The organism is Mesorhizobium sp. CNPSo 4671 (assembly GCF_057784245.1).
The window spans coordinates 1-21,045 of the sequence record NZ_JBWLUW010000023.1; the positions used below are offsets into that span (position 1 = coordinate 1).

Consider the following 21,045-nt stretch of genomic DNA (forward strand, 5'->3'; position numbering starts at 1 on the left):
GCCGGCCTGCCGGTGATGGACTCTCCGACCCACATCGTGCCGGTGCTGGTTGGCGATCCGGAACTCTGCAAGATGGCCAGCGACCGCCTGCTTGGCGTGCACGGCATCTACATCCAGCCGATCAACTACCCGACCGTGCCGCGCGGCACCGAGCGGCTGCGCACCACGCCGACGCCGTTCCATTCCGATGCGCTAATCGCGGGACTGCAGGACGCGCTGGTCGAGACCTGGGATGCGCTCGGCATTCCCTACGGTTCCGCCGGCCGGCCGGCTGTCGCGAAGAGCGATCGGATCGTTCCCCTGGTCACGGCGAAGGCCGGAGGCTGAAGCTTGCTCCAACCCGAAATGCAGCGAAGGAGGTGGCGTCTCGATCCCACAGCATGAGCCGGTGACACCATGAGTCTGCGGTGGAACGCAGACGTCTAGCATCTCGCCGGCCTAATGCGATAGCAGGACAGGCAGCCGCAGATCGGTAAGAATGCCTTCGGTGGCTCCGCCAAGCACAAAGTCCCTGATGCGGGAATGGCCATATCCGCCCATGACAAGCAGCTTGCCGCCGATCTTGAGCGCGTGCTCCTGTAGAGCGGTTCCGATTGAACGATCTCCCGCCTGGATAGGGGCGGCCTCGGCCGCCAGGCCACGCGCCCTCAAGCCCAGCGCAAGGCGTTCACCGATGCCATGTCCCGGAAGCGGCTTTTCGTCGGTCACGGTCAAAACGGTGATCATCGAGGCGCGTTCAAGAAACGCCCGCGCGTCCGCAACAGCCCGCGCGGCCACCCGACTGCCATCCCAGGCGATGACGATATGGTCCAGAATGCCGACTTCCATGGCATCAGGAAGAAGCAGCGTCGGTCGACCCGAACCGAACAGCAGCGCTTCGGCCATCATCCGCGCCGTCTGGTTGCCTGCCGCCAGGCCGACCAGACCAACATCGAAATATCGGGAATGCTCCGCGGCAACATCGCCCATCAAAGCCGGTGATGCCGTCAAATCCTGCGTGTTAAGCGTCACACCGCCGCGCGCGGCTTCTTGGACAATTGCCTCGAGAAGAACTTTTCCGCGCTTGCGACTGGTCGCCTCGGCCTCTTGTATCTTGTAGGGCAGATCCAGCAAAAGCTTTGAGAGGGCGTTCGAAACGTCGGGAATCTCGACATCAATGGCAACAGCATGCAGCGCTGCGTTGATCTGCTTGACGAGGGCAACCGAGCTCGCTGCGATTTGCAGCGAGTTTGCGTCAGGATAGGTTGACAGGAAGAGGGATGCTATCGTCTTCACCAGGGCCTCCATTGGGGGACGGTCGGCCACCGTTCCTTCGAGATGTGTCGTAGTCGCGATGGACAAGGCGCGCTTTGATCCACCGCAAATGCTCATCGCTCTGTCGTGGAGCATTTCAGGCACCCGCATGTTTGCGAGGAATTTGATCCGGCTCAATGCCCAAGGCCTTCCGGCGCCTAAGAATGGATTTCAATCTTCAAGGAGCGCCGCCATGGGTCATTGTTCTCACACGTCCTTTGCCGACTTCACTCATGCTGCCCAGCAGGCGCAGCAGTGGGTCAAGGAACTTGCCAAGGAACTAGGCTGGAGCGAACCGAGCGCGTGCCGTCTCCTGAGGTCCGTTCTCCACACAGTGCGGGACTGGCTATCGCAAGCGGAAATGGCCGATCTTGCGGCGCAGTTGCCTGTTTTGGTGCGTGGCATCTACTTCGAAGGCTGGAACCCATCGGCGCCGGCGCGTGAGCACAAGAAGCGCGACTTTATCCTCCACGTCAGAAGCAGTTTCGGCTACGATGAGGAGATAGATTTCGACGTCGCGATCAACGCGGTGTTCAAGCTTCTCGATCGCCATATTTCGCATGGCGAGATCGTGCAGGTCAGAAACTCGATGAAGAAGTCGCTGCGGAAACTGTGGCCGGCGGATTGACTGATGTTCCGCGACCGCAAAGATGCTGGCGTGCAACTCGGCTTGGAACTGAGCAGGCTTCAATTGCATCGGCCTGTCGTGCTGGCATTGCCGCGGGGTGGCGTGCCTGTCGCCGTGGAAGTAGCCAGGGCGCTCAATGCGCCTCTTGACCTGCTTATCGTCCGCAAGGTCGGCGCCCCGGGCAATCCCGAGTTGGCTGTTGCCGCAATCGTCGATGGCGACCCTGGGGAGATCGTGTTGAACCGTGAGATTGTCGAGACCTATGCGCTCGACGAAGGCGAACTACGCGTCTTGATTGCAAACGAGCGCCCAGAACTCGAACGCAGGCGCGTTGCCTATCGCGGGAAGACCAAACCGATCTCGATTGCGGGAAAAACCGCTATCATCGTCGATGACGGGGCCGCGACCGGTACGACCATGAAAATCGCGGTCCGCGCCCTCAAGCGCCGGTCGCCGAGGGAAATCATCGTCGCAGTTCCCGTTTCACCGCAAGAGACGGTCGCCGCGCTGGAGCAAGAAGCGGACCGTGTGGTCTGCCTTAGTCAGCCAGGACAGTTCCGGGCCTTGGGCCACCACTATCTGCGATTCCCGCAGCTCTCTGACAACGACGTTGTCTCCGCTATGGACGAGGCTGCCCAGCTGTACAAGACTGGCCGGCGGCACGTTTCCGGCCTAGGTCAAAAGCCGTGAAGAACAGGAGATCGCACTGATGCAGATCCGCACGCTTTCTGTTTTGGAATGTACTAAATTGCTGACGGCCAATCGCGTGGGCCGCCTGGCATGCGCAAAGGATGGGCAGCCCTATGTCGTGCCCTTCTACTACGCCCATTCGGACGCTCATCTCTACGCGTTTTCCATGCCGGGCAAAAAGATCGAATGGATGCGGGCCAATCCGCTGGTGTCCGTCCAGGTCGATGAACATGGCCAGGGGCGAGGATGGAAAAGTGTCATTGCCGACGGCCGATACGAAGAACTGCCTGACCGGATCGGCCACAAGCTTGAGCGGGATCATGCCTGGTCGGTGTTGAGCAAGCACTCCGACTGGTGGGAACCCGGCGCACTCAAGCCGGTCGTTCCTCCCACCGCCGACAATGCACCGCACGTTTTCTTTCGGATCCTGATCGAGCAGGTGTCCGGACGAGAAGCAAACGAGTAGTCGCCCCATCAAATCTTGCGAGAAATGAAAACGGCCGGCGCAATCTGCACCGGCCCTTTTTCTCCGCGGTTGAATTGCTATCGCGCCATCAAGACCGGCAGCGATTGTCCCTCAAGCACCGACTTGGTGACCCCGCCGAAAATCCGCTCGCGCAACCGGGAATGACCATAGGCGCCCATGACCATCAACTCGGCCGCAACGTCGCTGGCATGCTGGCGAAGGACGTCGGCGACCGAATGGTTCGCGCTCGGCAGCCGATCGACCGTAACCTTCACGCCGTGCCGGGCAAGATAGGCTGCGGCATCGGCACCCGGCTCCTCGCCATGATGGAACTCGTTTTCAATGGGATCGACGATGACAAGGCGCACATCTTCGGCGCCTTTCAGCATATCGAGCGACTCGCGGACGGCGCGCGATGACTCAAGACGCGCGTCCCATGCAACGAGGATGCGTTTCGGCTTCAGCGTCGGCCGCGACCCCTCGGGAACGAGCAGAATGGGCTTTCCCGATGAGAACAGCGTGCCCTCGATGACTTTATCCTTGAGCGTATGGCTTGCCAGCAGATCCGGTCCGAGAATGGTCAGATCGGCGTAGCGGGCACGCCTTCCGATGACGTCGTCCGCCCATCCCATGTCAGGATAGTCGTCGCTCAGATCGGCCGATACGGCGCTCTGGGAGAGAAAGCCGGCGACATCCGAAATTCGTTTCTCGAGTCTTTTCAGCTCGGCCTGACGTTCTGCCAGCCAAGCTGGTGAGACGACGGCAGCATACTCACCGCCTGACGGCGGTGCGGCGAGTTCGAGAACGAGTACGGAGAGATGGGCACCGACCTGTTCGCACAGCGAGGCGGCTAGCTTTAGATCGCCCTCGCCCTGGTTCGGTCCGGTAACCGTAAGCAGTGTCCTGAAAGTCACGGCGGCAACTCCTGATTTCGATTGAAAGATCAGTCGTGGTTTCAGTCATTAGCGAGGGTGCCCGATGCGTTCATTGCGCTGAATCAAACAACGTGACCGCGGCGGCATTTGATCCGCATCAACGCACTCGCGGACTGGGGCTGTAGGTTTCAGTCGATCAATCGGGGAAACGCAGATGAAATTCCTGATCGCGGCGATTTTGGCGGGATTGGCCCTCAACGTGGCTGGCGCCCAGGAACTCGGCAACGGCAAGGCGGAATACATGAACTCATGCGCCGTCTGCCATGGCCCTGAAGGCAAGGGGGACGGCCCGTTGGGCGACGAGTTGTTGAAGCGGCCGAGCGACCTGACGCGCCTCTCCAGGCGCAATGGCGGCGAATTCCCTTATTGGCGCGTCTTTGCCGTCATCGACGGCCGCGGCATGGTGGCGGCGCATGGCGATCGCGACATGCCGGTCTGGGGCCGGCAATTCCTTCCGGGTGACGTGAAGAAATATGGCCCGAATGCCGGGGAAATCGTCACCAGGGAACGGATCCATGATCTGGCCGGTTATGTCGAGACGCTGCAGCAATGAGCGCAGATCGCGGAAACAAGACACATCAAGGAGGCCGGCGATGATCGTAGACGACCAGCAAGCTGCTGTCTCGTTTCTGCTCGATCCCGCCTCATATGGCGCGGCCGGGTCAGTCGAGGCGATCGAGACCCATATCTCGCGTATTTTTCTGATCGGCGAACGCGCGTTCAAGATGAAGCGCGCGGTCAAGCTGCCCTATGTCGATTTTTCCACGCCAGCCCTCCGGCTTGCCGCCTGCGAACAGGAGGTGGATCTGAACTCGAAGACCGCGCCCGGCCTTTACCTGGGGGTGCGGCGCATCACACAGGAAGCCGACGGTAAATTGGCTTTTGACGGTCCAGGGCAAATGGTCGACGCGGCGATCGAGATGGTCCGATTCGATCAGTCCAAGCTTCTCGACCGCATGGCAAGTGCCGGAGAACTGACCCCGGCGTTGATGACCGCGGTCGCACGCATGATCGTAGGATATCACCGTGCCGCGCCGAAGATCCACAATGGCACCGGCTCGTTCAATTTGATGGGCGTGCTCGACATCAACGAGGCCGGCTTTGGCACCAGCCATGTCTTTACGAAACGGGAGATCGAGACGTTTGCCGGGGCCTTCCGCACCGCGCTTGCCCGGCATGCGGGATTGCTAGACCGCCGGGAGGCCGCGGGCAAGATCCGCCGGTGCCATGGCGATCTGCACCTGCGCAACATCTGCCTTTTCGATAGCGAGCCTCGCCTCTTCGATTGCATCGAATTCAACGACCAGATCGCCAGCATCGACGTTCTGTATGACCTTGCCTTCTTGTTGATGGACCTCTGGCATCGCGGTTTTCCGCAGCTCGCCAATCTGGTCATGAACCGCTATCTCGACGAAGCCGACGACGAAGACGGTTTCATCCTGCTGCCGTTTTTCATGGCGGTGCGGGCTGCCGTGCGCGCCCATGTGACGGCGACGCAAGTCGAGGAAGGCAGTGCCGACTCCGACAAGCTGACTGCGGAGGCGAGATCCTATTTCGACCTTGCCCAGACATTTCTCCAGCAAACATCACCCCGGCTCGTTGCCATCGGCGGCCTCAGTGGTTCCGGCAAGACGACCATTGCGGAGGCGCTCGCGGCCCATGTCGGCGCGCCGCCCGGCGCCCGGATCATCGAGAGCGATCGCTTACGCAAGGCGATGCATGGTGTGCCCGCCGAGACGAGGTTGCCAAACAAAGCCTATCGGCCTGACGTGTCCGAACGGGTCTATCGCCAGATTGCCTGGCGCGCCGGCCTCATTCTTTCGGAAGGCGGATCCGTTGTGGCCGATGCCGTCTTCGACAGGCCCGTCGATCGGGACAGGATCGAACGCGTCGCCGCTGACAGGGGCATCCCTTTTGCCGGATTTTGGCTGACGGCTGATCCGCTTGTGCTTTGGCGTCGTGTCCAAGAGCGCACAAGTGGCCCTTCCGATGCCACGGTCGACATCCTCTCGCGGCAGATGCAGCGGGATACCCGTCCGCTGAACTGGTTGAGCATCGAGGCCGATCGAAGCGCCGCTGAAATCGCGGCGCAGATTCAGGGTTTCGTTGCGGCCGCGACTCCAGCCTCTGGACGCGAAGGGGCACTTCCGTCCGCATCGTCCCTATCGGGCAGGAGAGATCATGCGCCTCAGCGTCCCGTCCCGTAGCCAGAACTGATGGTACAGGGCGGCGACGACGTGGATGCCGATGAGGAGGATGAAGGCCGGCTTGTTCAGGGCGTGAATGTCGCCCCACGGATCACCCAGGTAGAAGGCGAGCAGGCCCACGATCGGCGTCGCCAGCAGCAGGAAGTAGAACAAACCGTGTGATGCATGGGCCGCGAGTTGCATCCAGCGTGGTTCCTCGTTCGCCGGCGCGGGCGCACCGTGGACAAGCCTGAGGATCAAGCGCAGCAGAACGAAACCAAGTATCGCAATGCCTACCCAATAATGGGCCGACGCCAACAGCTGATCGGTTGCCGATACGGGCTGGCCTTCGCCGGCAGCATCGACGATGCCGGTCATACTCTCACCGTAGAACAGTTGGAACAGGACGAGCAATGCAATAATCCAATGCAAAGCGACCTGATAAAATGAGTATCCTCGTATAGTTTTAGGCACGTTCATCTCCCTTATAAGGCAACACGCTGTAGTGAGACTGAAAAGAGCGCGTAAGATTGGTCGAAATTCGCCCGAATCCTCCCGGAATTGTGGCAGGAATCTTACACTTTGGTATGATGGGCTTGGAGCGTCGATACCTACCGCCTGCGAAGACGAGCGGTACCGCCTCGTCACCGGACGTCCAACGTCGCAATCGACAAGCCGGTTTCGCTTGGGTGATGTGCGATCGAGAACCCAACCTCTCGGCACATCGAGAGCATCTTTACATTTTCGCTGAGCATGATGCCCTCGATCCGGCCGATGCCATCGGCCTTTGCATAGTCAACGATCCGTCTGAGCAACTCCCAGCCTAGGCCGTGGCCCTGCAGATCCGTGCGCACCAGCAAGGCATATTCGGCGACGGAGCGGTCAGGATCACAGGCTAGCCGGCTGATACCCGCCAAGGTGCCAGTGCTTGCGTCCAGAGCGACGAAAGCCATGTTGCGGTCGTAGTCGAGCTGGGTGAACCGCTTCAAAGCCTGGTCGGAAAAGCTCTTGCGCGGCGAGAGGAAACGCAGGCGCAGATCGTCTGGCGAAATCCTGGCAAGGAATTCGGGATAGAGCGCGATATCGGCTGGCTTGATTGGCCGGATGCGATAGTGCGCACCACCTGTCGAAAATTCCTTCTCCCAACCCGATGGATAGGGCCTGATGGCAAGTGCCGGATTGGGTCCAGGCTCCTCCACGCGTTCGGGCTCGATCTCGACGCGGGCATCGAGCGCAACCACGCCTGCGGCGTCCGCCAGCAGCGGATTGACATCCATTGAAACGAGGCACGGAAAGTCGACAACCATCTGCGACAGCCCGTTGAGCGCCGCGATGATCGCTTGCCGATCCGCCGCCTCGCGATCGCGGAAGCCGGCGAGCAGCCGGCCTATTCGCGTTTGCCCGATCAGGTCCCCGGCAAGAACGTCGTCGAGCGGCGGGAGCGCGATCGCCGTATCGTCCATCACCTCGACCGCGACGCCGCCGGCGCCAAACAGGATGGCCGGCCCGAAGATCGGATCCCGGCTCATTCCGAGGATGAGTTCCTGCGCCTGTTTTCGCACGACCATGGGCTGAACGGCATAGCCTTCAATATCGGCTTGCGGCGCGTGCCTGCGCACGCGCGCCTCGATTGCGCGTGCGGCCTCCCCTGCGGCCTCGGCATCGGCAATGTTGAGTACCACCCCGCCAATGTCCGACTTATGCGAGATTGCCTTGGACAGCAGCTTGACGACGACCTGCTCGGACGTCTTGAGGAGCCGGCCGGCCGCGGCTTCCGCCTCTGCAGGAGATCTGGCGACGACCGTCTCGGGCACCGGGATGCCGTAGGCGGAAATTGCTGCCTTGGCTTCGGGCTCGGTCAGCATTCGCCGACCCTCCCTCGCGACCTGCCTGAATATGGAAAGCACGGCTTCCCGATCGCTCGCGACGTCCTCGCTGAGGCTCGACGGCGTACGCATCAGTGCCCGCTGGGCACGCGACCATTCACTGAGATAGGAGACGGCCGTTGCCGCGTCAGCGGGCGTTTCGAAACTCGCAATGCCGGCCTGGTGAAGGATTTGCCGCCCGGAGCGCGCCGTGCGTTCCCCGAGCCAGCAGGTCAGGACCGGTTTGCCGCCAATCATCCCGTCCCTTGCGAGTTCCGCCACCGCGCTTGCGGTGGCCAGCGGCGAGCCCAGTCCGGTTGGGCAATTCATCACCAGGACGACGTCCGTTGCCGGATCGGCCGCAACGGCTCCAACGGCGGCCTTGTAGCGCTCCGGCGGGGCGTCACCGATGATGTCGACCGGATTGGCGTGCGACCATGTCGGCGGCAATGCGGCGTTCAGGCGTTCCATGGTGGCGGGTGAAAGCACGGCCAATTCGCCTTTGCAGTCGACGAGCTGATCGATGGCCAATACCCCTGCCCCGCCGCCATTGGTGACAATGCCGACGCGGGCCTGCTTGAGGGGAGCGAAGCGGGCGATCGTTTCTGCAGCGTCAAACAGCTCGGTCAGGCCTTTGACACGCAGGATGCCGGCGCGCAGCAATGCCGCATCGACGACACGATCGGCCCCCGATAGTGCACCGGTGTGGGTCGCAGCCGCTTTGGCCGATTGCTCATGCCGACCAGATTTGATCGCGATTACCGGCTTGATCCGTGCCGCCGCGCGGGCTGCCGAGATGAATTTGCGCGGATTGGGAATGGTTTCCAGATACATTACGATGGCGCGTGTGTGCATGTCGCCCGCCAGCATGTCGAGGCAGTCTCCTACGTCGACATCCGCCATGTCGCCGAGCGAGACGATCTGCGAGAAGCCGACATTGTTGTCCGCAGCCCAGTCGATCAGCGACGTGGCAATGGCGCCGGATTGCGACAGCAGCGCGATGTTCCCAGGCTCGGCGGCCATATGAGCAAAGCCGGCATTGAGCTTCAATGGCGGTATCATCAGCCCGACCGTGTTCGGCCCGATGATGCGGAACAGGCTGGGCCTGGCGGCATCGAGCATCGCCTGGCGCAAGCCGTTCTCGCGCGTCAGTCCGGCGGTAATGACGACCGCGGCCCGTGTGCCCTTGTCACTTAGTTCGCGCACGATGCCGGGAACCGTTTCAGGCGGCGTCACGATGACGCCGAGGTCCGGTATATCAGGCAGATCGGCAGCCCCGGCATAGCAGCGTCGACCGGCGACTTGCGAGTATTTTGGGTTGACTGGCCATATCTCGCCCTCGAAGCCGCCGTTCACGATGTTCTCGAAAACGACGCGTCCGACAGAGCCCTCGCGCCCTGATGCTCCGACGACGGCAACTGACTTTGGAGCGAATGCATATTCGAGATTTCGGATCGTCACCCCTGATGTCTCCTGTTCGTTTGCAACAATCACCTGTCGAGCTTGCCCGTTCGTTGCGTTGGATCAAAGCCTTCTCGGCCTATCCGGATTACCCATTGCGCGAGTACCACGCGCTCGTCAGTGCTTGCGACATTGGCTCGCATCGTTCAAATCGGAAAAGCATTTGCATGAACGAGACCATCCTGCGGCGCGCATTGCTGGTCATTGCCATCCTGGGCCTCGCCCTTGGGATCGGCGTTTGGCGAACCGGCCTGGGCAGCCTTCAGGCCGACACGATCTGGACAGTGGCGACCTTGCCGGTGGTGGTGGCTCTCGCCATCTCCATTCTGCGTGATTTCTGGATCGGCCGCTTCGGTGTCGATGTTATTGCGCTGGTGTCGATGTCCGCCGCGCTGCTTCTTGGACAACCCCTGGCTGCAGTGGTGGTCGCGATCATGTATGCTGGCGGCACCGTGCTCGAGGATTTTGCGCGCGGCCGCGCGGAGCGGAACCTAAAGGCACTCACCGACCGGTCGCCGCGTGTCGCCCACCGAACGTCAACGCCAGGGGCAGAGACCATCCCCGTCGAAGACGTTGCTGTCGGCGACGAGCTTTTGGTTCGGGCTGGCGAACTGCTTCCTGTCGACGGCATCCTGGTTGATGCTTCGGCCTCTCTCGACGAGTCGGCGGTCACCGGAGAGCCGCTACCGGAACGGCGAACAGCAGGCGATATTCTACGTAGCGGCACGGTCAATGCGGGCGAGGCCTTCAGCATGCGGGCTTCTGCCCTCGCGGAACAAAGCACTTATGCCGCGATCGTGCGCATGGTTGCCGCAGCGCAGACCGCTAAATCCCCGTTCATTCGCATGGCCGACCGCTTTGCCCTGTTCCTTCTGCCGGTCACATTGCTGGTTTCCGGCGCCGCCTGGTATGTTTCCGGCGACCCAATCAGAGCGCTTGCCGTGTTGGTCGTCGCGACGCCCTGCCCGCTCATCCTTGCCGCGCCCGTTGCCTTCATCGGTGGCGTATCGCGGGCCGCGCGTGCCGGCATCCTGATGAAAGGCAGCGCGGCTCTGGAAGCGCTTGCACAAGTCCGAACCGCGATCTTCGACAAGACGGGAACCTTGACCATCGGCGGCGCCGAGCTCATCGAAATCGAAGCTGCCCCCGGCCGCGACGCCAACCATCTGCTGCAGCTGTTGGCATCCCTGGAACAGGCCTCGCACCATGTGCTCGCCGACTCGATCATCCGCGCGGCGCGAGGCAGGCAGTTGGTGCTCTCGCATCCGCGTGGTGTCCAGGAGCATCGCGGTGCCGGCCTGAAGGGCCGGGTCGACGACATGTCGATCACCGCGGGATCGCGGGCTCTCGTGCTCGCCGACAAGCCGCTGCCCGGATGGGCGAAAAGCGGTGAAGAAAAATACCGGGGCGAGCCCGTACTCAGGGTTTTTTTAGCACTCGGCGGACGGCTTGCCGGTGTTTTCACGTTCGGCGACGCCTTGCGTGTTGATGCGCATGATGCACTCGGCAAGCTGCGCTCAGCCGGCATTGCGCGCCTGATTATGCTCACGGGCGACGACGGCGTGGCGGCGAAGCGCATCTCCGCCAGGCTCGACCTCGACGCCCTGGTCACCGATGCGACCCCTGCCCAAAAAGTCGCAACGGTCGAATCCGAGAAAGCTTCGGCGCCGACGATGATGGTCGGCGACGGCATCAACGATGCCCCGGCCCTCGCGGCCGCGACGGTCGGTATCGCCATGGGCGCACGTGGTGCGACCGCCTCCTCCGAGGCCGCCGACGTCATTGTGCTGACCGACAGGCTGCAGCCGGTTGCCGATGCGGTCTGGATTGCACGGCGAACGCGATCGATCGCCTTGCAAAGCATCATCGCCGGGCTGGCGCTGTCCGGGCTGGCAATGATCGCGGCTGCCATGGGGCAGATCACGCCGGTTGCCGGTGCGCTGCTTCAGGAAGGGATCGACGTAGCGGTTATCCTCAACGCGTTGCGCACCCTTGGCGATGGGCATCTGTGGCGCGCATAGTGGTCGAGAACAAAATCGGTGGATGGCCATGGCACAGCAAGATCTGGTGGTTTGCAGCAAATGTGGTGGGGTCAACCGCCTGCCACCCGTCCGCAACGCCATGGAGGCAAAATGCGGAAAGTGTGGAGCCAAGCTGTTTTCAGGGCATCCAGACGATGTCGATGCCGCAGCTTTCGATCATCAGATCGCGCGCAGCAGCCTGCCCGTTGTTGTCGACATCTGGGCACCTTGGTGCGGCCCCTGCAAGATGATGGCGCCGGCCTATGAAGCGGCGGCAAGCGAACTGGAACCGCATGTTCGCCTGATCAAACTCAACTCCGACAATGAGCAGGCTGTTGCCGCCAGACTCGGCATTCGCGGCATCCCGACCATGATCCTCTTTCATGGCGGGCGCGAAGTCGCGCGCACATCCGGCGCAATGACGGCAGGCCAGATCGTCAGGTGGGTTCGCGACCGCCTGCCGACGGTCGCGGCCTGAAGTCGCCGCTCCAATGGATCCGCTCATCGCCCGGCTTGGACTGGCCCTGGCAATTGGCTTGCTCGTCGGCCTGGAGCGTGGCTGGCAGGAGCGCGATGCACCCGATCGCAGTCGGACGGCCGGAATTCGCACATTCGGCATATCCGGCTTGCTGGGCGGCGTTCTCGCCGCGCTCGCCAACGCGCTCGGCGCAATATCGGTGCTGGTCGGAGGCTTCATCGCCTTTGCGGCAATCTTTGCCTGGTACAAGGCGCGCGAGGCTGCCCATGACGAGGATTTCAGTGTCACGAGCGTGATCGCGGGCCTTGGCGTTTTTGCGCTGGGCGCGCTTTCGGTTACCGACGACTATCGGGCGGCTGCCGCCGGCGGCGCCGCATTGGCGGCAATCCTGGCCAGCCGAGAGGTCCTGCACGGCCTGCTGAAGCGACTGACCTGGATCGAGCTGCGATCGGCGCTGATCCTGGCCGTGATGACGGCGATCGTCCTACCCTTGCTGCCTAACCGGACGATGGACCCGTGGGGCGGTTTCAATCCGTGGGAAGTCTGGTTTCTGACGGTGCTGATGGCCTCGATTTCGTTCGCCGGCTATGTGGCTGTCCGAATTCTGGGAAATACGCGCGGCCTGCTGGTCAGTTCGCTCGCCGGCGCGATCGTCTCTTCCACCGCGGTGACCTTGGCGCTTGCCCGCAACGCCGCCTCGGCGAGCAATCCGCTACCACTCGCAGGGGCGGCATCCCTGGCAGCAATGGTTTCGGTGCTCCGCGTTTGTGCCGTGGTGCTGATCATAGAGCCAATTGTGTTGGCTTCAGTCGCCATACCGGCGATGGCAGCCGCGCTCGGCTTCGCTGTTTGCGGTGCGATACTACTGACTCGCCACAGCGGGAATGGAGAAGGCAGCGCTATTGCGCGCAATCCATTCGAGTTGGGTCCACTGCTTCTGTTCGCCCTGCTCTTCGCGGTTGTCGCGACCGCAAGCGCTGCATTGGCAGCCCAATTCGGTGGCCGCGGCCTGCTGGGTACCTCGGCGCTGGCTGGCACGTTCGATGTCGACGTCTCGGTGCTCAGTGCCTTGCGGCTGGTCACGCATTCCGTCCCTGTCGAGACTATCGGCCAGGCGGTGCTGGCGGCACTGGCGGCAAATGCGATCGGCCGTCTTTCGCTGGCGGTATTTGCCGGGCCGATCAGGTTCTGGTTGCCGCTGGCCGGCGCAACCTTGGCCGCAGCGACCGCCGGCTACGGCGCCATGTTGTTGCTTGGTCCTGGATAGAAACGCGGCGACGGAGCCTTCCTTGACGCGGATCAAGGGCGAGGTCCAGCCACCGCTCTATAGAACTCCGTGAAAGGAGTTCGCCATGACCAGTCTGAAGGATCTCACCCCCAAATTCCGCCACGTCCGGCTGCTGCTGGCCCGTGAAAAGGGTCACCCGGAAGGCGACCGCGAAGAGGGCTACGACGTGCTGGCTCCGTTGACCGGCGAAGGCCGAATCGACGCGGAAGAGTGGAAATCGCACCGAGCCTCTTGCCGCGTTCGCCGCTTTCGCACCGGCGAGGAGGACTTGATCGGCCGGCTGAGGCGCAAGCCTGGCGGACAGTGGTATTTCGACTATGCCGAAGGCGATCGCGATGACGAGATCGGCTTCCATCTCGGCGACGAACGGTTCGTGACCGGCGAATATGTGTCGATCGAGCGCAACGGCGCCATGCACACCTATCAGGTGGCGAGGGTGGAACGCCCCTGAAGCGGCAACGTCAGGCTCCCCGGGAGTAGACCATGTCATGACGCATCCTCATTGTGGTCGGCCATCCCGACCCGTCCCCGGACCGTCTCTGCCGCGGTCTCGCCACGGCCTATGGCGAGGGCGCGGAGAAGGCGGGGCACGCCGTTCGCCGGGTCGATTTGGCGGCGATCGATTTTCCGATGCTGCGGACAATGCAGGAGTTCGAGCACGGTTCGATTCCCCATGAGCTGAAGGAAGCGGCCGAAGCGATCATCTGGGCGGAGCACATTGTCTTTGTCTTTCCGCTGTGGCTTGGGACCATGCCGGCCATGCTCAAGGCATTTCTGGAACAGGTCATGCGGCCGGGAACGGCCTTTGCCTATCCGAACAAGGGCGGCGGCTTCACCAAGACATTGCTTCGCGGCCGCTCCGCGCGCGTCGTGGTGACGATGGGCATGCCATCCGTTCTTTACCGGCTATGGTTTCTTGGACACGGCATCGCCGGCATGAAGCGAAGCATCCTGCATTTTGTCGGCATCAGTCCGGTGCGCGAGACCTTGTTTGGCATGGTCGCTGGCGCCAGCGTTGCGACCCGTGCGAAATGGATCCGGCAGATGCGCGACCTTGGTGAACGGGCCAGATAGTCCTCGACAGTCGATCACGGAACCAGCACGGCAGCGCCGCTCAATCTGCCTTGCCTCAGATCGTCCAACGCCTGATTGGCCTGTTCCAACGGATAGACCTTGGTATGCGTGCGCACCTGCGCACGCTTGGCAATGGGAAAGAACTCTTGCGCGTCGCGTCGCGTCAGGTTTGCGACGGAAATCAGCTCGCGCTCTTCCCACAACAAATCGTAAGGCATCGCTGGAATGTCACTCATGTGGATGCCTCCGCACACCACCCGGCCACCCTTGCGCACGGCACGAAGCGCGATCGGCACCAGATCGCCAACAGGAGCGAAGATGATCGCCGCGTCCAGATGCTTGGGTGGTGACTCATCCGATCCACCTGCCCAGGCCGCGCCCAGCGAATGGGCGAATTCCTTTGCTTGCTCGTCACCAGGCCGGGTGAAGGCGAAGATTTCACGACCTTGCCAGATCGCGATCTGGGCAACGATATGCGCAGCGGCGCCGAAACCATAGATCCCAAGCTGCTTGCCGTCCCCGGCTTTCTTCAGGCATCGCCAGCCGATCAGGCCAGCGCAAAGCAACGGCGCAAGGGATACAGGGTCTGCGTCCGCATCCAGATCGAAAGCGAAGCGTGCATCGGCAACGACATGGGTGGCAAAGCCACCATCGCGGGTATAGCCGGTGAAATCTGGCTGATCGCAGAGATTTTCGCTATCCGCGAGGCAGTAGGGACAGTGTCCGCAAGTGTGCCCAAGCCAAGGCACGCCAACCCTGCGCCCGATCCTGGAACGCGCAACGCCCTTGCCCACGGCATCGACAATGCCGACGATTTCGTGACCGGGAACCAGCGGCAGTTTTGGGTGACGAAGATCCCCATCAATGACATGCAGATCGGTCCGGCAGACCGCGCATGCCTCGACCTTCAACCGTATCTCACCGACCCCCGGTAAGGGGTCGGATCTGTCGGCCAGTCTCAAGGGAGTGCCGATGCTCTCGAGCACCATTGCTCTCATGATGCGCCCCACGTTGCCCCGGAAACAAACGAAGCGGATTGCGACCCACTCTTGGCCTTGCCGTCGTACGGCGGCCCACCGGTAAAGTACGGCGATCCCGGCAAGCTTTCGAGAACTGCGACAAGTCACCGACTCTGATCAAGGCGTTGCCTTGTTCTGCGGCCTATGGATCGACTGTGAATTCGGCCCACATGCCGGCCCCATAGTGACCTGGAACGTTGCAGATAAGCAGGTATTTTCCGGCCTTCAATTCGACGGTTAACGTGCCTGATTTGCCAGGGTCAAGTTCCGAAACTTCGCCCTTGTCGCCAGCTTTGTCTTCGTCGACCCGGTTCTCGGCCTCAACGTAAGGAAGTGGCTTGCCGGGATCGGCAAGGTACATCACGATCATTTCGTGAACGGTGTCCTTGGAGTCATTCTTCACATTGAATGTGACCTCCCCGGCCTTCACCGTACCGGGAGAAGCCTTGATACCCATGGTGGCCTTGGAGAGATCTATTCCCGGCGCCGCATAAGCGAGCCCCATCGGCATCTCCGCACTCGCGCCCTTGTCCCATAGCGATATCTGGACAATCGCAGCAGCGTGGACAGCACCGGCGCTGCCGGCCATGAGCATTGCGGCGGCAAGCCCTAGCGCCGCTCTCCTCGATATGGTTTTCATGACGTTCTCCTCAGGAAGGCAGCGGAAGCGCTCTACTTCCCAATTGTCATACTGCTCGCGACACCACCCGCCGTCCTTGCGCCAGATCAAATCGACCGGCGGCGAGCCGAGCCAGCAGCGTCGATGCCGCTGTCAGCCAGTTGTCAGCTTGAATTGTTTATCCCGCACCAATGACGGTCATACCGCCGTCTGACCGGACCGGTCGAAATCCACCCCTCAAGGCGCAAGATCCGCGCCCAACCTCCCGAATGGAGCCATCATGTATCGCACACTTGTCCTCGCCGCACTCGCCGGGATGATTGCAGGGCCAACGCTCGCTGCTGGGGGCAGCTGCAGCACCGCCCCGAAATCACAGTTCAAACCCAAAGCTACGCTCGAGGCTCAATTGACTGGCGAAGGCCTCACCGTTCGCCAGATCAAGGTCGAGAAGGGCTGCTACGAAGTCTACGCGGTCGACAAGGCCGGCAAGAAAGTGAACCTCGCCTACAACGCAGAGACCCTTGAAAAGCTCGACAATGCCGAAGCCGGCGAAAACTGATCGGAACGCATCGGTAGTCGCGGACGCGCAGCCATCGCCGGAGATGGTGCGCGTCTGGGACCGGGTCGTGCGGAGCTTCCACTGGGCGCTGGTGCTCAGCTTCGTTACGGCCTGGTTTACCTCCCATTCCGCGGAGGACGTTCACCATTGGGCCGGCTACGCCGCTGCCGCGCTGGTCGCAATGCGGCTCTTATGGGCCGTTCTGGGCACGCCCTATGCGCGGTTTTCGCAATTCGTGCGCGATCCGGTGACGGTGCTGCGCTACCTCTCCGCAATACTGAGTGGCCGCGAAGCCCGCTACATCGGCCACAATCCGGCAGGCGGAGCAATGGTGATCGCGCTGATTGCGGCGATGGGTTCAACCGCGCTGACCGGATGGCTGATGACAACGGACGCCTATTTCGGCGTGTCGTGGGTCGAGGCGGCGCACAGCCTTGCCGCGCATGGCTTGCTGCTGCTCGTCTTCCTCCACATTGGCGGCGTCGCACTGGCAAGCTTTCGCCATCGCGAAAACCTGGTTCGGGCGATGATCACCGGCTGCAAACGCAAGGCCGGGCCCGCTGACATCGCTTGACGTTCTGCTAGCGCGCCAAGTCCGGTTCGCATCTCAACGATCACGGTGCGCATTTCGATCGCCCCTGTTCAGCGCGATCGCGGGCGCCAGCGACGCCATACGGGCGAAGTGGGTCCGACAAATGCGCTGATAATCAATCCGGCGTCATGGCACCAGGACAGCGGCGCCACTCAATCTTCCTTGTCTCAGATCGTCCAACGCCCGATTGGCCTGTTCTAGCGGATAGACTTTGGTATGCGTGCGAGTTCGCCGCAAGGAACAAGGGAAGCGGGTCATGCTCGCTTCCCTTTGACGTTCCGACGCATCAGGCGATTGTAAGGTGGTCTTCAACCATGCGCACGCCAGGCACAGCCCAGGCGGCGCGCTCTGTTGTACGGCGTTCGGCCCAGCTGTTGACCTTGCCTTTCAGGGTAACCTTGCCGTCGGATACATTGACTTCTATCGCTTTTGACCCGACCTCGGCATTACGCTTCAAGGCGTCTTCGATGCACTTTTTCACATTCGGCGCAGTCGCGTGCGGCATCACCTCGATGTTGTTGACGACGCCGATCACGCCGGCCAGGTATCGGATGGCGGCGAACGCGGCGGATCTCTGATACTGCCACTCCACCTTGCCGGTGAGTGTCACCCAGCCATTCTGGACTTTCACCTGGACCGCTCCGTCTGGCACGACAGTATTCCAGCTGATCGAGTGCAGAGCACGCTTGGCGATCTCGTCGTCGGCCGTCAGATTACTCCCCAAGGGCCGTACTTCGATTTCCTCCGCGATACCTTTCACACCCTTGACGCGGCGTACCGCTTCTTCCGTGGCTGCCTTCTGCGCGTAGGTCGACACATGGCCGGTCAACGTGACCACGCCGTTGTCAACGGCGATGCCGATATTGGCTGCGTCGATGCTTGGCTCGAACTCCAACTCATCGATGATGTTCTGCCTCAAAACGTTGTTGTTCATGGTTGCACCTCTTCTTGTGAGCGGGCCGCGCTCGCTCGGTCAAGGTTTGATTATGGAGAGGCGAGGTCATGTGGACGTTGATGCGGATCAAACGATCTCGAGCAAACGGCGGGCCCCGAGCTCGCGCCTTTGGAAATCAAGCTTCTATTTGACCAACATCAAAGCTGCCTGGCCGGTCTTCCTGTTGATTGCCTCCCATCTGAGCCTCAAATCCGGGAGAGCATCATGACCACGGCCGACATCAACGTTCCTGTTCGGAAAGTCGCTACCGCGGCGCCGACGAAACTCAGACTGGGGTCCCTGACCGCACTGGTGATCGGGTCCATGGTCGGCTCCGGCGTGTTTAGCCTGCCGCAGAACATGGCGGCAGGCGCGGGTCCTCTCGCTATCCTGATTGGCTGGGCGATCACCGCTGTCGGGATGCTGGCGCTGGTCTTCGTCTATCAATCGCTCGCCACCCGCAAGCCCGAGCTCGACGCCGGACCCTACGCTTACGCCAAGGCCGGCTTCGGTCCCTTCATCGGGTTCAACAGCGCCTGGGGCTACTGGATCAGCGCATGGGTCGGCAACGTCTCCTACGCGGTGATCGTTTTCAGCGCGCTCTCCTATTTCTTTCCGGCCTTTGGCGACGGAAACACCTGGCAGGCGGTGCTCGGCGCATCGATCCTGCTATGGCTGATCCATGTCCTGGTTCTCGCCGGCATCCGGCAGGCCGCCGTTGTGAACCTCATCGTCACGGTGGCGAAGATCGCTCCAATCGTCCTGTTCGTTGGGGTTGTTGCCGTCGCCTTCAAACTGCAGGTCTGGTCCCTCGACTTCACCGGTCTCGGGAACGCCGGTCTCGGTTCGATTACCGCCCAGGTGAAGAGCACGATGCTGGTGACCCTGTGGGTATTCATCGGTATCGAAGGCGCCAGCGTATTTTCCGGCCGGGCCGAGCGCCGCAAAGACATCGCCATGGCGACAGTCCTCGGCTTCTTCACTTGTCTCGCCCTCTACGCCCTGGTGTCGCTGCTGTCGCTCGGCATCCTCAGCCAGCCTGAACTCGCCGCGCTGAAGAACCCGTCCATGGCGGGCGTGCTGGAGGCGGTCGTCGGTCCCTGGGGCGCTGTCCTCATCAACATCGCGCTTGTCGTGTCGGTGGTCGGCGCCTTTCTGAGCTGGACGCTGCTTGCAGCCGAAATTCCGCATGTCGCCGCCAAGGACGGAACGATGCCGAAATTCTTCGGCCGGGAAAGCGGACGTGGCGTGCCGTCGACTTCGCTTCTGATCACCAACCTGCTGGTCCAAGCTTTTCTGGTGATCACGCTCTTCGCACAAAGCACCTACCAGGCACTGTTCTACATCGCGTCGGCCGCAATCCTGGTGCCCTATATCTTTTCGGGAGCCTACGCGGCCAAGCTCGCCTTGACCGGAGAGAGTTACGAAAGTGGCGAGCAGCGTGTCGGTCCGCTTTTCGCCGGCTTGCTGGCAACGGTCTACGGCCTGTGGCTCGTCTACGCGGCAGGGCCTGCCTACCTGTTCATGTGCGCGATCCTCTATGCGCCCGGCATCATCTTCTTCATCTGGGCGCGCCGCGAAACCAATCAGCGCGTGTTTCATCCTGCCGAAGCGGCACTCGCCGCAGCCCTCGTCGCGGTCGCCATCCTCGCCGTCTACGAGATGTGGACCGGCGCTGTCAGCCCGCTGTGAGAGGATTGACGCGATGACAAGCCTGGGTGTCCACTCCGAGGTCGGCCGGCTGCGCGAGGTGATGGTCCACCGTCCGGACCTCAGCCTGCGCAGGCTGACACCAGAGAACTGCAAGGCGCTGCTCTTCGATGATGTGCTGTGGGTCAAGCGCGCTCGCCAGGAGCACGACGTCTTTGTCGATGCGTTGCGCGAACGCGGCGTCGTGGTCCATCCGTTCGCCGACCTGTTGGCGGAGACAATAGGTCTTGCCGAAGCGCGTGACTGGTTGCTCGAGCGCCGGGTTCATCCGGGGGTGGTTGGACTGGACATGGTCGGCGAGCTGCGCGGCTGGCTGAACGAAATGCCATCGGAGCAACTTGCCGCTCATCTGGTCGGCGGCATTGCGCGTGCGGAGCTTCCCTTCGAGCCCAGGGGGCTGACTGGACGAACGCTTGGCCCCCAGGACTTCGTGCTCCCGCCGCTGCCGAACCAGCTTTTCACACGCGACAGTTCCTGCTGGATCTATGGCGCCGTGTCGGTCAACGCCATGTACTGGCCTGCCAGGCGCCCGGAGGCAGCCAATGTCGAGGCTGTCTATCGCTTTCACCCTCGCTTTCGCGACAGCGGCGTCCCATTCGTCTCGCCGGGCCAGGGGACGGGCATCAGCCTCGAAGGTGGCGATGTCATGCCAATCGGCGACGGGACGGTTCTTGTCGGCATGGGCGAGCGCACGACGCCGCAAGCGGTGGGCGACCTCGCGCGAAGCCTCTTTGCAGCCGGCGAAGCGACGCGGGTGATTGCCGCTTTGATGCCGCGCGACCGCAGCTTCATGCATCTCGACACAGTCTTCACCTTCTGCGACCGCGACCTCGTCACCCTGTACCCGCCGGTGGTTGACCGGTTGCGCACCTTCTCGCTGCGCCCGGGCGATGCAGAGGCGGCGGTCGAGGTCATCGATGAGACAAAGCCCTTCACGACGGTGGTCGCCGAGGCCCTCGGGCTGAAGACACTACGCATCATCGCGACGGGCGGCGACCACTACGAGGCCGAGCGCGAGCAATGGGACGACGGAAACAATGTCGTCGCGGTCGAGCCCGGCGTCGTCATCGGCTACGACCGCAACGTCTACACCAACACGCTTCTGCGCCGCGCGGGCATCGAAGTAATCACCGTCGAGGGGGCCGAACTAAGCCGCGGCCGCGGCGGCGGCCACTGCATGACCTGTCCCATTGCCCGCGACCCGGTCTGACCAGAAAGGATTTTCCA

22 protein-coding genes and 1 pseudogene are annotated in these 21,045 nt (G+C 62.1%); 15 read left to right on the plus strand and 8 right to left on the minus strand.

Features of this window, described 5'->3' with window-relative positions; all coding sequences use genetic code 11:
* Nucleotides 1-327, plus strand: a 327-nt coding sequence (locus AC04SF_RS34295; RefSeq protein WP_488481381.1) for an aminotransferase class I/II-fold pyridoxal phosphate-dependent enzyme, incomplete at its 5' end; no start/stop codon positions are given.
* A gap of 111 nt (nucleotides 328-438) precedes the next feature.
* On the opposite strand, the gene AC04SF_RS34300 is transcribed toward AC04SF_RS34295, so the two are convergent.
* Entirely contained in the window at nucleotides 439-1,287 is an 849-nt protein-coding gene (locus tag AC04SF_RS34300; protein WP_488481382.1) for a universal stress protein, read from the minus strand.
* 46 nt (nucleotides 1,288-1,333) lie between these two features.
* On the opposite strand from AC04SF_RS34300, the gene AC04SF_RS34305 reads away from it, so the two are divergent.
* Genes AC04SF_RS34305 through AC04SF_RS34315 form a run of 3 tightly spaced genes read left to right on the plus strand, consistent with a single transcriptional unit; the run spans nucleotide 1,334 to nucleotide 3,077 of the window.
* Nucleotides 1,334-1,921 carry a DUF2267 domain-containing protein gene (locus tag AC04SF_RS34305; protein ID WP_488481383.1) on the plus strand — a complete coding sequence of 196 codons (588 nt, stop codon included), beginning with the start codon at nucleotides 1,334-1,336 and terminating at the stop codon, nucleotides 1,919-1,921.
* A 3-nt stretch (nucleotides 1,922-1,924) separates the two neighbouring features.
* The gene (locus tag AC04SF_RS34310) at nucleotides 1,925-2,611 is read left to right on the plus strand and encodes a phosphoribosyltransferase (protein ID WP_488481384.1); all 687 of its coding nucleotides are present in this window, start codon (nucleotides 1,925-1,927) and stop codon (nucleotides 2,609-2,611) included.
* A gap of 19 nt (nucleotides 2,612-2,630) precedes the next feature.
* Nucleotides 2,631-3,077 (plus strand): pyridoxamine 5'-phosphate oxidase family protein, encoded by a 447-nt coding sequence (locus AC04SF_RS34315; protein ID WP_488481385.1) that lies wholly within the window; start codon nucleotides 2,631-2,633, stop codon nucleotides 3,075-3,077.
* A gap of 77 nt (nucleotides 3,078-3,154) precedes the next feature.
* Here the strand turns inward: AC04SF_RS34315 and AC04SF_RS34320 are convergent, their stop codons facing one another.
* Complete coding sequence (locus tag AC04SF_RS34320) at nucleotides 3,155-3,991, minus strand: universal stress protein (RefSeq protein ID WP_488481386.1); 837 nt, start codon at nucleotides 3,989-3,991, stop codon at nucleotides 3,155-3,157.
* Nucleotides 3,992-4,166: 175 nt separating this feature from the next.
* Between AC04SF_RS34320 and AC04SF_RS34325 the strand changes: the two genes are divergently transcribed.
* Nucleotides 4,167-4,565: a c-type cytochrome gene (locus AC04SF_RS34325; RefSeq protein ID WP_488481387.1), complete on the plus strand. Its 399-nt coding sequence runs from the start codon at nucleotides 4,167-4,169 to the stop codon at nucleotides 4,563-4,565.
* Between the two features lie 40 nt (nucleotides 4,566-4,605).
* Nucleotides 4,606-6,219, plus strand: coding sequence for a bifunctional aminoglycoside phosphotransferase/ATP-binding protein (locus AC04SF_RS34330; protein WP_488481425.1), 1,614 nt, complete (start codon nucleotides 4,606-4,608; stop codon nucleotides 6,217-6,219).
* On the opposite strand, the gene AC04SF_RS34335 is transcribed toward AC04SF_RS34330, so the two are convergent.
* Together AC04SF_RS34335 and AC04SF_RS34340 are read right to left on the minus strand one after the other, a co-directional pair.
* Complete coding sequence (locus AC04SF_RS34335; protein ID WP_488481388.1) at nucleotides 6,175-6,612, minus strand: cytochrome b; 438 nt, start codon at nucleotides 6,610-6,612, stop codon at nucleotides 6,175-6,177. The genes AC04SF_RS34330 and AC04SF_RS34335 overlap by 45 nt on opposite strands.
* A gap of 230 nt (nucleotides 6,613-6,842) precedes the next feature.
* Nucleotides 6,843-9,524 (minus strand): bifunctional acetate--CoA ligase family protein/GNAT family N-acetyltransferase, encoded by a 2,682-nt coding sequence (locus tag AC04SF_RS34340; protein ID WP_488481389.1) that lies wholly within the window; start codon nucleotides 9,522-9,524, stop codon nucleotides 6,843-6,845.
* 167 nt (nucleotides 9,525-9,691) lie between these two features.
* On the opposite strand from AC04SF_RS34340, the gene AC04SF_RS34345 reads away from it, so the two are divergent.
* The 5 genes from AC04SF_RS34345 to AC04SF_RS34365 all read left to right on the plus strand — a co-directional run bounded on the left by AC04SF_RS34345 (nucleotide 9,692) and on the right by AC04SF_RS34365 (nucleotide 14,385).
* Nucleotides 9,692-11,545 carry a heavy metal translocating P-type ATPase gene (locus AC04SF_RS34345; protein ID WP_488481426.1) on the plus strand — a complete coding sequence of 618 codons (1,854 nt, stop codon included), beginning with the start codon at nucleotides 9,692-9,694 and terminating at the stop codon, nucleotides 11,543-11,545.
* Between the two features lie 28 nt (nucleotides 11,546-11,573).
* Nucleotides 11,574-12,023, plus strand: coding sequence for a thioredoxin TrxC (gene trxC / locus AC04SF_RS34350; protein ID WP_488481427.1), 450 nt, complete (start codon nucleotides 11,574-11,576; stop codon nucleotides 12,021-12,023).
* Nucleotides 12,024-12,036: 13 nt separating this feature from the next.
* Entirely contained in the window at nucleotides 12,037-13,290 is a 1,254-nt protein-coding gene (locus tag AC04SF_RS34355) for an MgtC/SapB family protein (protein ID WP_488481390.1), read from the plus strand.
* Nucleotides 13,291-13,375: 85 nt separating this feature from the next.
* The gene (locus AC04SF_RS34360) at nucleotides 13,376-13,762 is read left to right on the plus strand and encodes a hypothetical protein (RefSeq protein WP_095775423.1); all 387 of its coding nucleotides are present in this window, start codon (nucleotides 13,376-13,378) and stop codon (nucleotides 13,760-13,762) included.
* Nucleotides 13,763-13,815: 53 nt separating this feature from the next.
* A complete protein-coding gene (locus AC04SF_RS34365) occupies nucleotides 13,816-14,385 on the plus strand; it encodes an NAD(P)H-dependent oxidoreductase (protein ID WP_488481391.1) in 570 nt (189 codons plus the stop codon).
* Between the two features lie 14 nt (nucleotides 14,386-14,399).
* Here the strand turns inward: AC04SF_RS34365 and AC04SF_RS34370 are convergent, their stop codons facing one another.
* Nucleotides 14,400-15,383, minus strand: a complete 984-nt coding sequence (locus tag AC04SF_RS34370) for a zinc-dependent alcohol dehydrogenase family protein (RefSeq protein ID WP_488481392.1) — start codon at nucleotides 15,381-15,383, stop codon at nucleotides 14,400-14,402.
* A gap of 163 nt (nucleotides 15,384-15,546) precedes the next feature.
* Nucleotides 15,547-16,044 (minus strand): plastocyanin/azurin family copper-binding protein, encoded by a 498-nt coding sequence (locus AC04SF_RS34375; RefSeq protein WP_488481393.1) that lies wholly within the window; start codon nucleotides 16,042-16,044, stop codon nucleotides 15,547-15,549.
* Between the two features lie 259 nt (nucleotides 16,045-16,303).
* Between AC04SF_RS34375 and AC04SF_RS34380 the strand changes: the two genes are divergently transcribed.
* Together AC04SF_RS34380 and AC04SF_RS34385 are read left to right on the plus strand one after the other, a co-directional pair.
* Nucleotides 16,304-16,582: a PepSY domain-containing protein gene (locus AC04SF_RS34380; RefSeq protein ID WP_096454916.1), complete on the plus strand. Its 279-nt coding sequence runs from the start codon at nucleotides 16,304-16,306 to the stop codon at nucleotides 16,580-16,582.
* Nucleotides 16,583-16,625: 43 nt separating this feature from the next.
* Nucleotides 16,626-17,156 (plus strand): cytochrome b/b6 domain-containing protein, encoded by a 531-nt coding sequence (locus AC04SF_RS34385; RefSeq protein WP_488481428.1) that lies wholly within the window; start codon nucleotides 16,626-16,628, stop codon nucleotides 17,154-17,156.
* Between the two features lie 144 nt (nucleotides 17,157-17,300).
* Here AC04SF_RS34385 and AC04SF_RS34390 read toward each other — a convergent pair.
* Nucleotides 17,301-17,399: pseudogene (locus AC04SF_RS34390) on the minus strand (MDR/zinc-dependent alcohol dehydrogenase-like family protein); the annotation flags it as partial.
* Between the two features lie 61 nt (nucleotides 17,400-17,460).
* Nucleotides 17,461-18,108, minus strand: a complete 648-nt coding sequence (locus AC04SF_RS34395) for a BON domain-containing protein (protein WP_488481394.1) — start codon at nucleotides 18,106-18,108, stop codon at nucleotides 17,461-17,463.
* A gap of 225 nt (nucleotides 18,109-18,333) precedes the next feature.
* On the opposite strand from AC04SF_RS34395, the gene arcD reads away from it, so the two are divergent.
* Nucleotides 18,334-19,800: an arginine-ornithine antiporter gene (arcD, locus tag AC04SF_RS34400; protein WP_488481395.1), complete on the plus strand. Its 1,467-nt coding sequence runs from the start codon at nucleotides 18,334-18,336 to the stop codon at nucleotides 19,798-19,800.
* A 13-nt stretch (nucleotides 19,801-19,813) separates the two neighbouring features.
* Entirely contained in the window at nucleotides 19,814-21,028 is a 1,215-nt protein-coding gene (locus AC04SF_RS34405) for an arginine deiminase (protein WP_488481396.1), read from the plus strand.
* Nucleotides 21,029-21,045 lie beyond the last annotated feature (17 nt).

Bases quoted from the DNA above. Each gene is read 5' to 3' on its own strand.
- AC04SF_RS34300 (WP_488481382.1), bottom strand. From the start codon at position 1,287: ATGGAGGCCCTGGTGAAGACGATAGCATCCCTCTTCCTGTCAACCTAT.
- AC04SF_RS34305 (WP_488481383.1), top strand. From the start codon at position 1,334: ATGGACAAGGCGCGCTTTGATCCACCGCAAATGCTCATCGCTCTGTCG.
- AC04SF_RS34310 (WP_488481384.1), top strand. From the start codon at position 1,925: ATGTTCCGCGACCGCAAAGATGCTGGCGTGCAACTCGGCTTGGAACTG.
- AC04SF_RS34315 (WP_488481385.1), top strand. From the start codon at position 2,631: ATGCAGATCCGCACGCTTTCTGTTTTGGAATGTACTAAATTGCTGACG.
- AC04SF_RS34325 (WP_488481387.1), top strand. From the start codon at position 4,167: ATGAAATTCCTGATCGCGGCGATTTTGGCGGGATTGGCCCTCAACGTG.
- AC04SF_RS34330 (WP_488481425.1), top strand. From the start codon at position 4,606: ATGATCGTAGACGACCAGCAAGCTGCTGTCTCGTTTCTGCTCGATCCC.
- AC04SF_RS34345 (WP_488481426.1), top strand. From the start codon at position 9,692: ATGAACGAGACCATCCTGCGGCGCGCATTGCTGGTCATTGCCATCCTG.
- trxC (WP_488481427.1), top strand. From the start codon at position 11,574: ATGGCACAGCAAGATCTGGTGGTTTGCAGCAAATGTGGTGGGGTCAAC.
- AC04SF_RS34355 (WP_488481390.1), top strand. From the start codon at position 12,037: ATGGATCCGCTCATCGCCCGGCTTGGACTGGCCCTGGCAATTGGCTTG.
- AC04SF_RS34360 (WP_095775423.1), top strand. From the start codon at position 13,376: ATGACCAGTCTGAAGGATCTCACCCCCAAATTCCGCCACGTCCGGCTG.
- AC04SF_RS34370 (WP_488481392.1), bottom strand. From the start codon at position 15,383: ATGAGAGCAATGGTGCTCGAGAGCATCGGCACTCCCTTGAGACTGGCC.
- AC04SF_RS34375 (WP_488481393.1), bottom strand. From the start codon at position 16,044: ATGAAAACCATATCGAGGAGAGCGGCGCTAGGGCTTGCCGCCGCAATG.
- AC04SF_RS34380 (WP_096454916.1), top strand. From the start codon at position 16,304: ATGTATCGCACACTTGTCCTCGCCGCACTCGCCGGGATGATTGCAGGG.
- AC04SF_RS34385 (WP_488481428.1), top strand. From the start codon at position 16,626: ATGGTGCGCGTCTGGGACCGGGTCGTGCGGAGCTTCCACTGGGCGCTG.
- AC04SF_RS34395 (WP_488481394.1), bottom strand. From the start codon at position 18,108: ATGAACAACAACGTTTTGAGGCAGAACATCATCGATGAGTTGGAGTTC.
- arcD (WP_488481395.1), top strand. From the start codon at position 18,334: ATGACCACGGCCGACATCAACGTTCCTGTTCGGAAAGTCGCTACCGCG.
- AC04SF_RS34405 (WP_488481396.1), top strand. From the start codon at position 19,814: ATGACAAGCCTGGGTGTCCACTCCGAGGTCGGCCGGCTGCGCGAGGTG.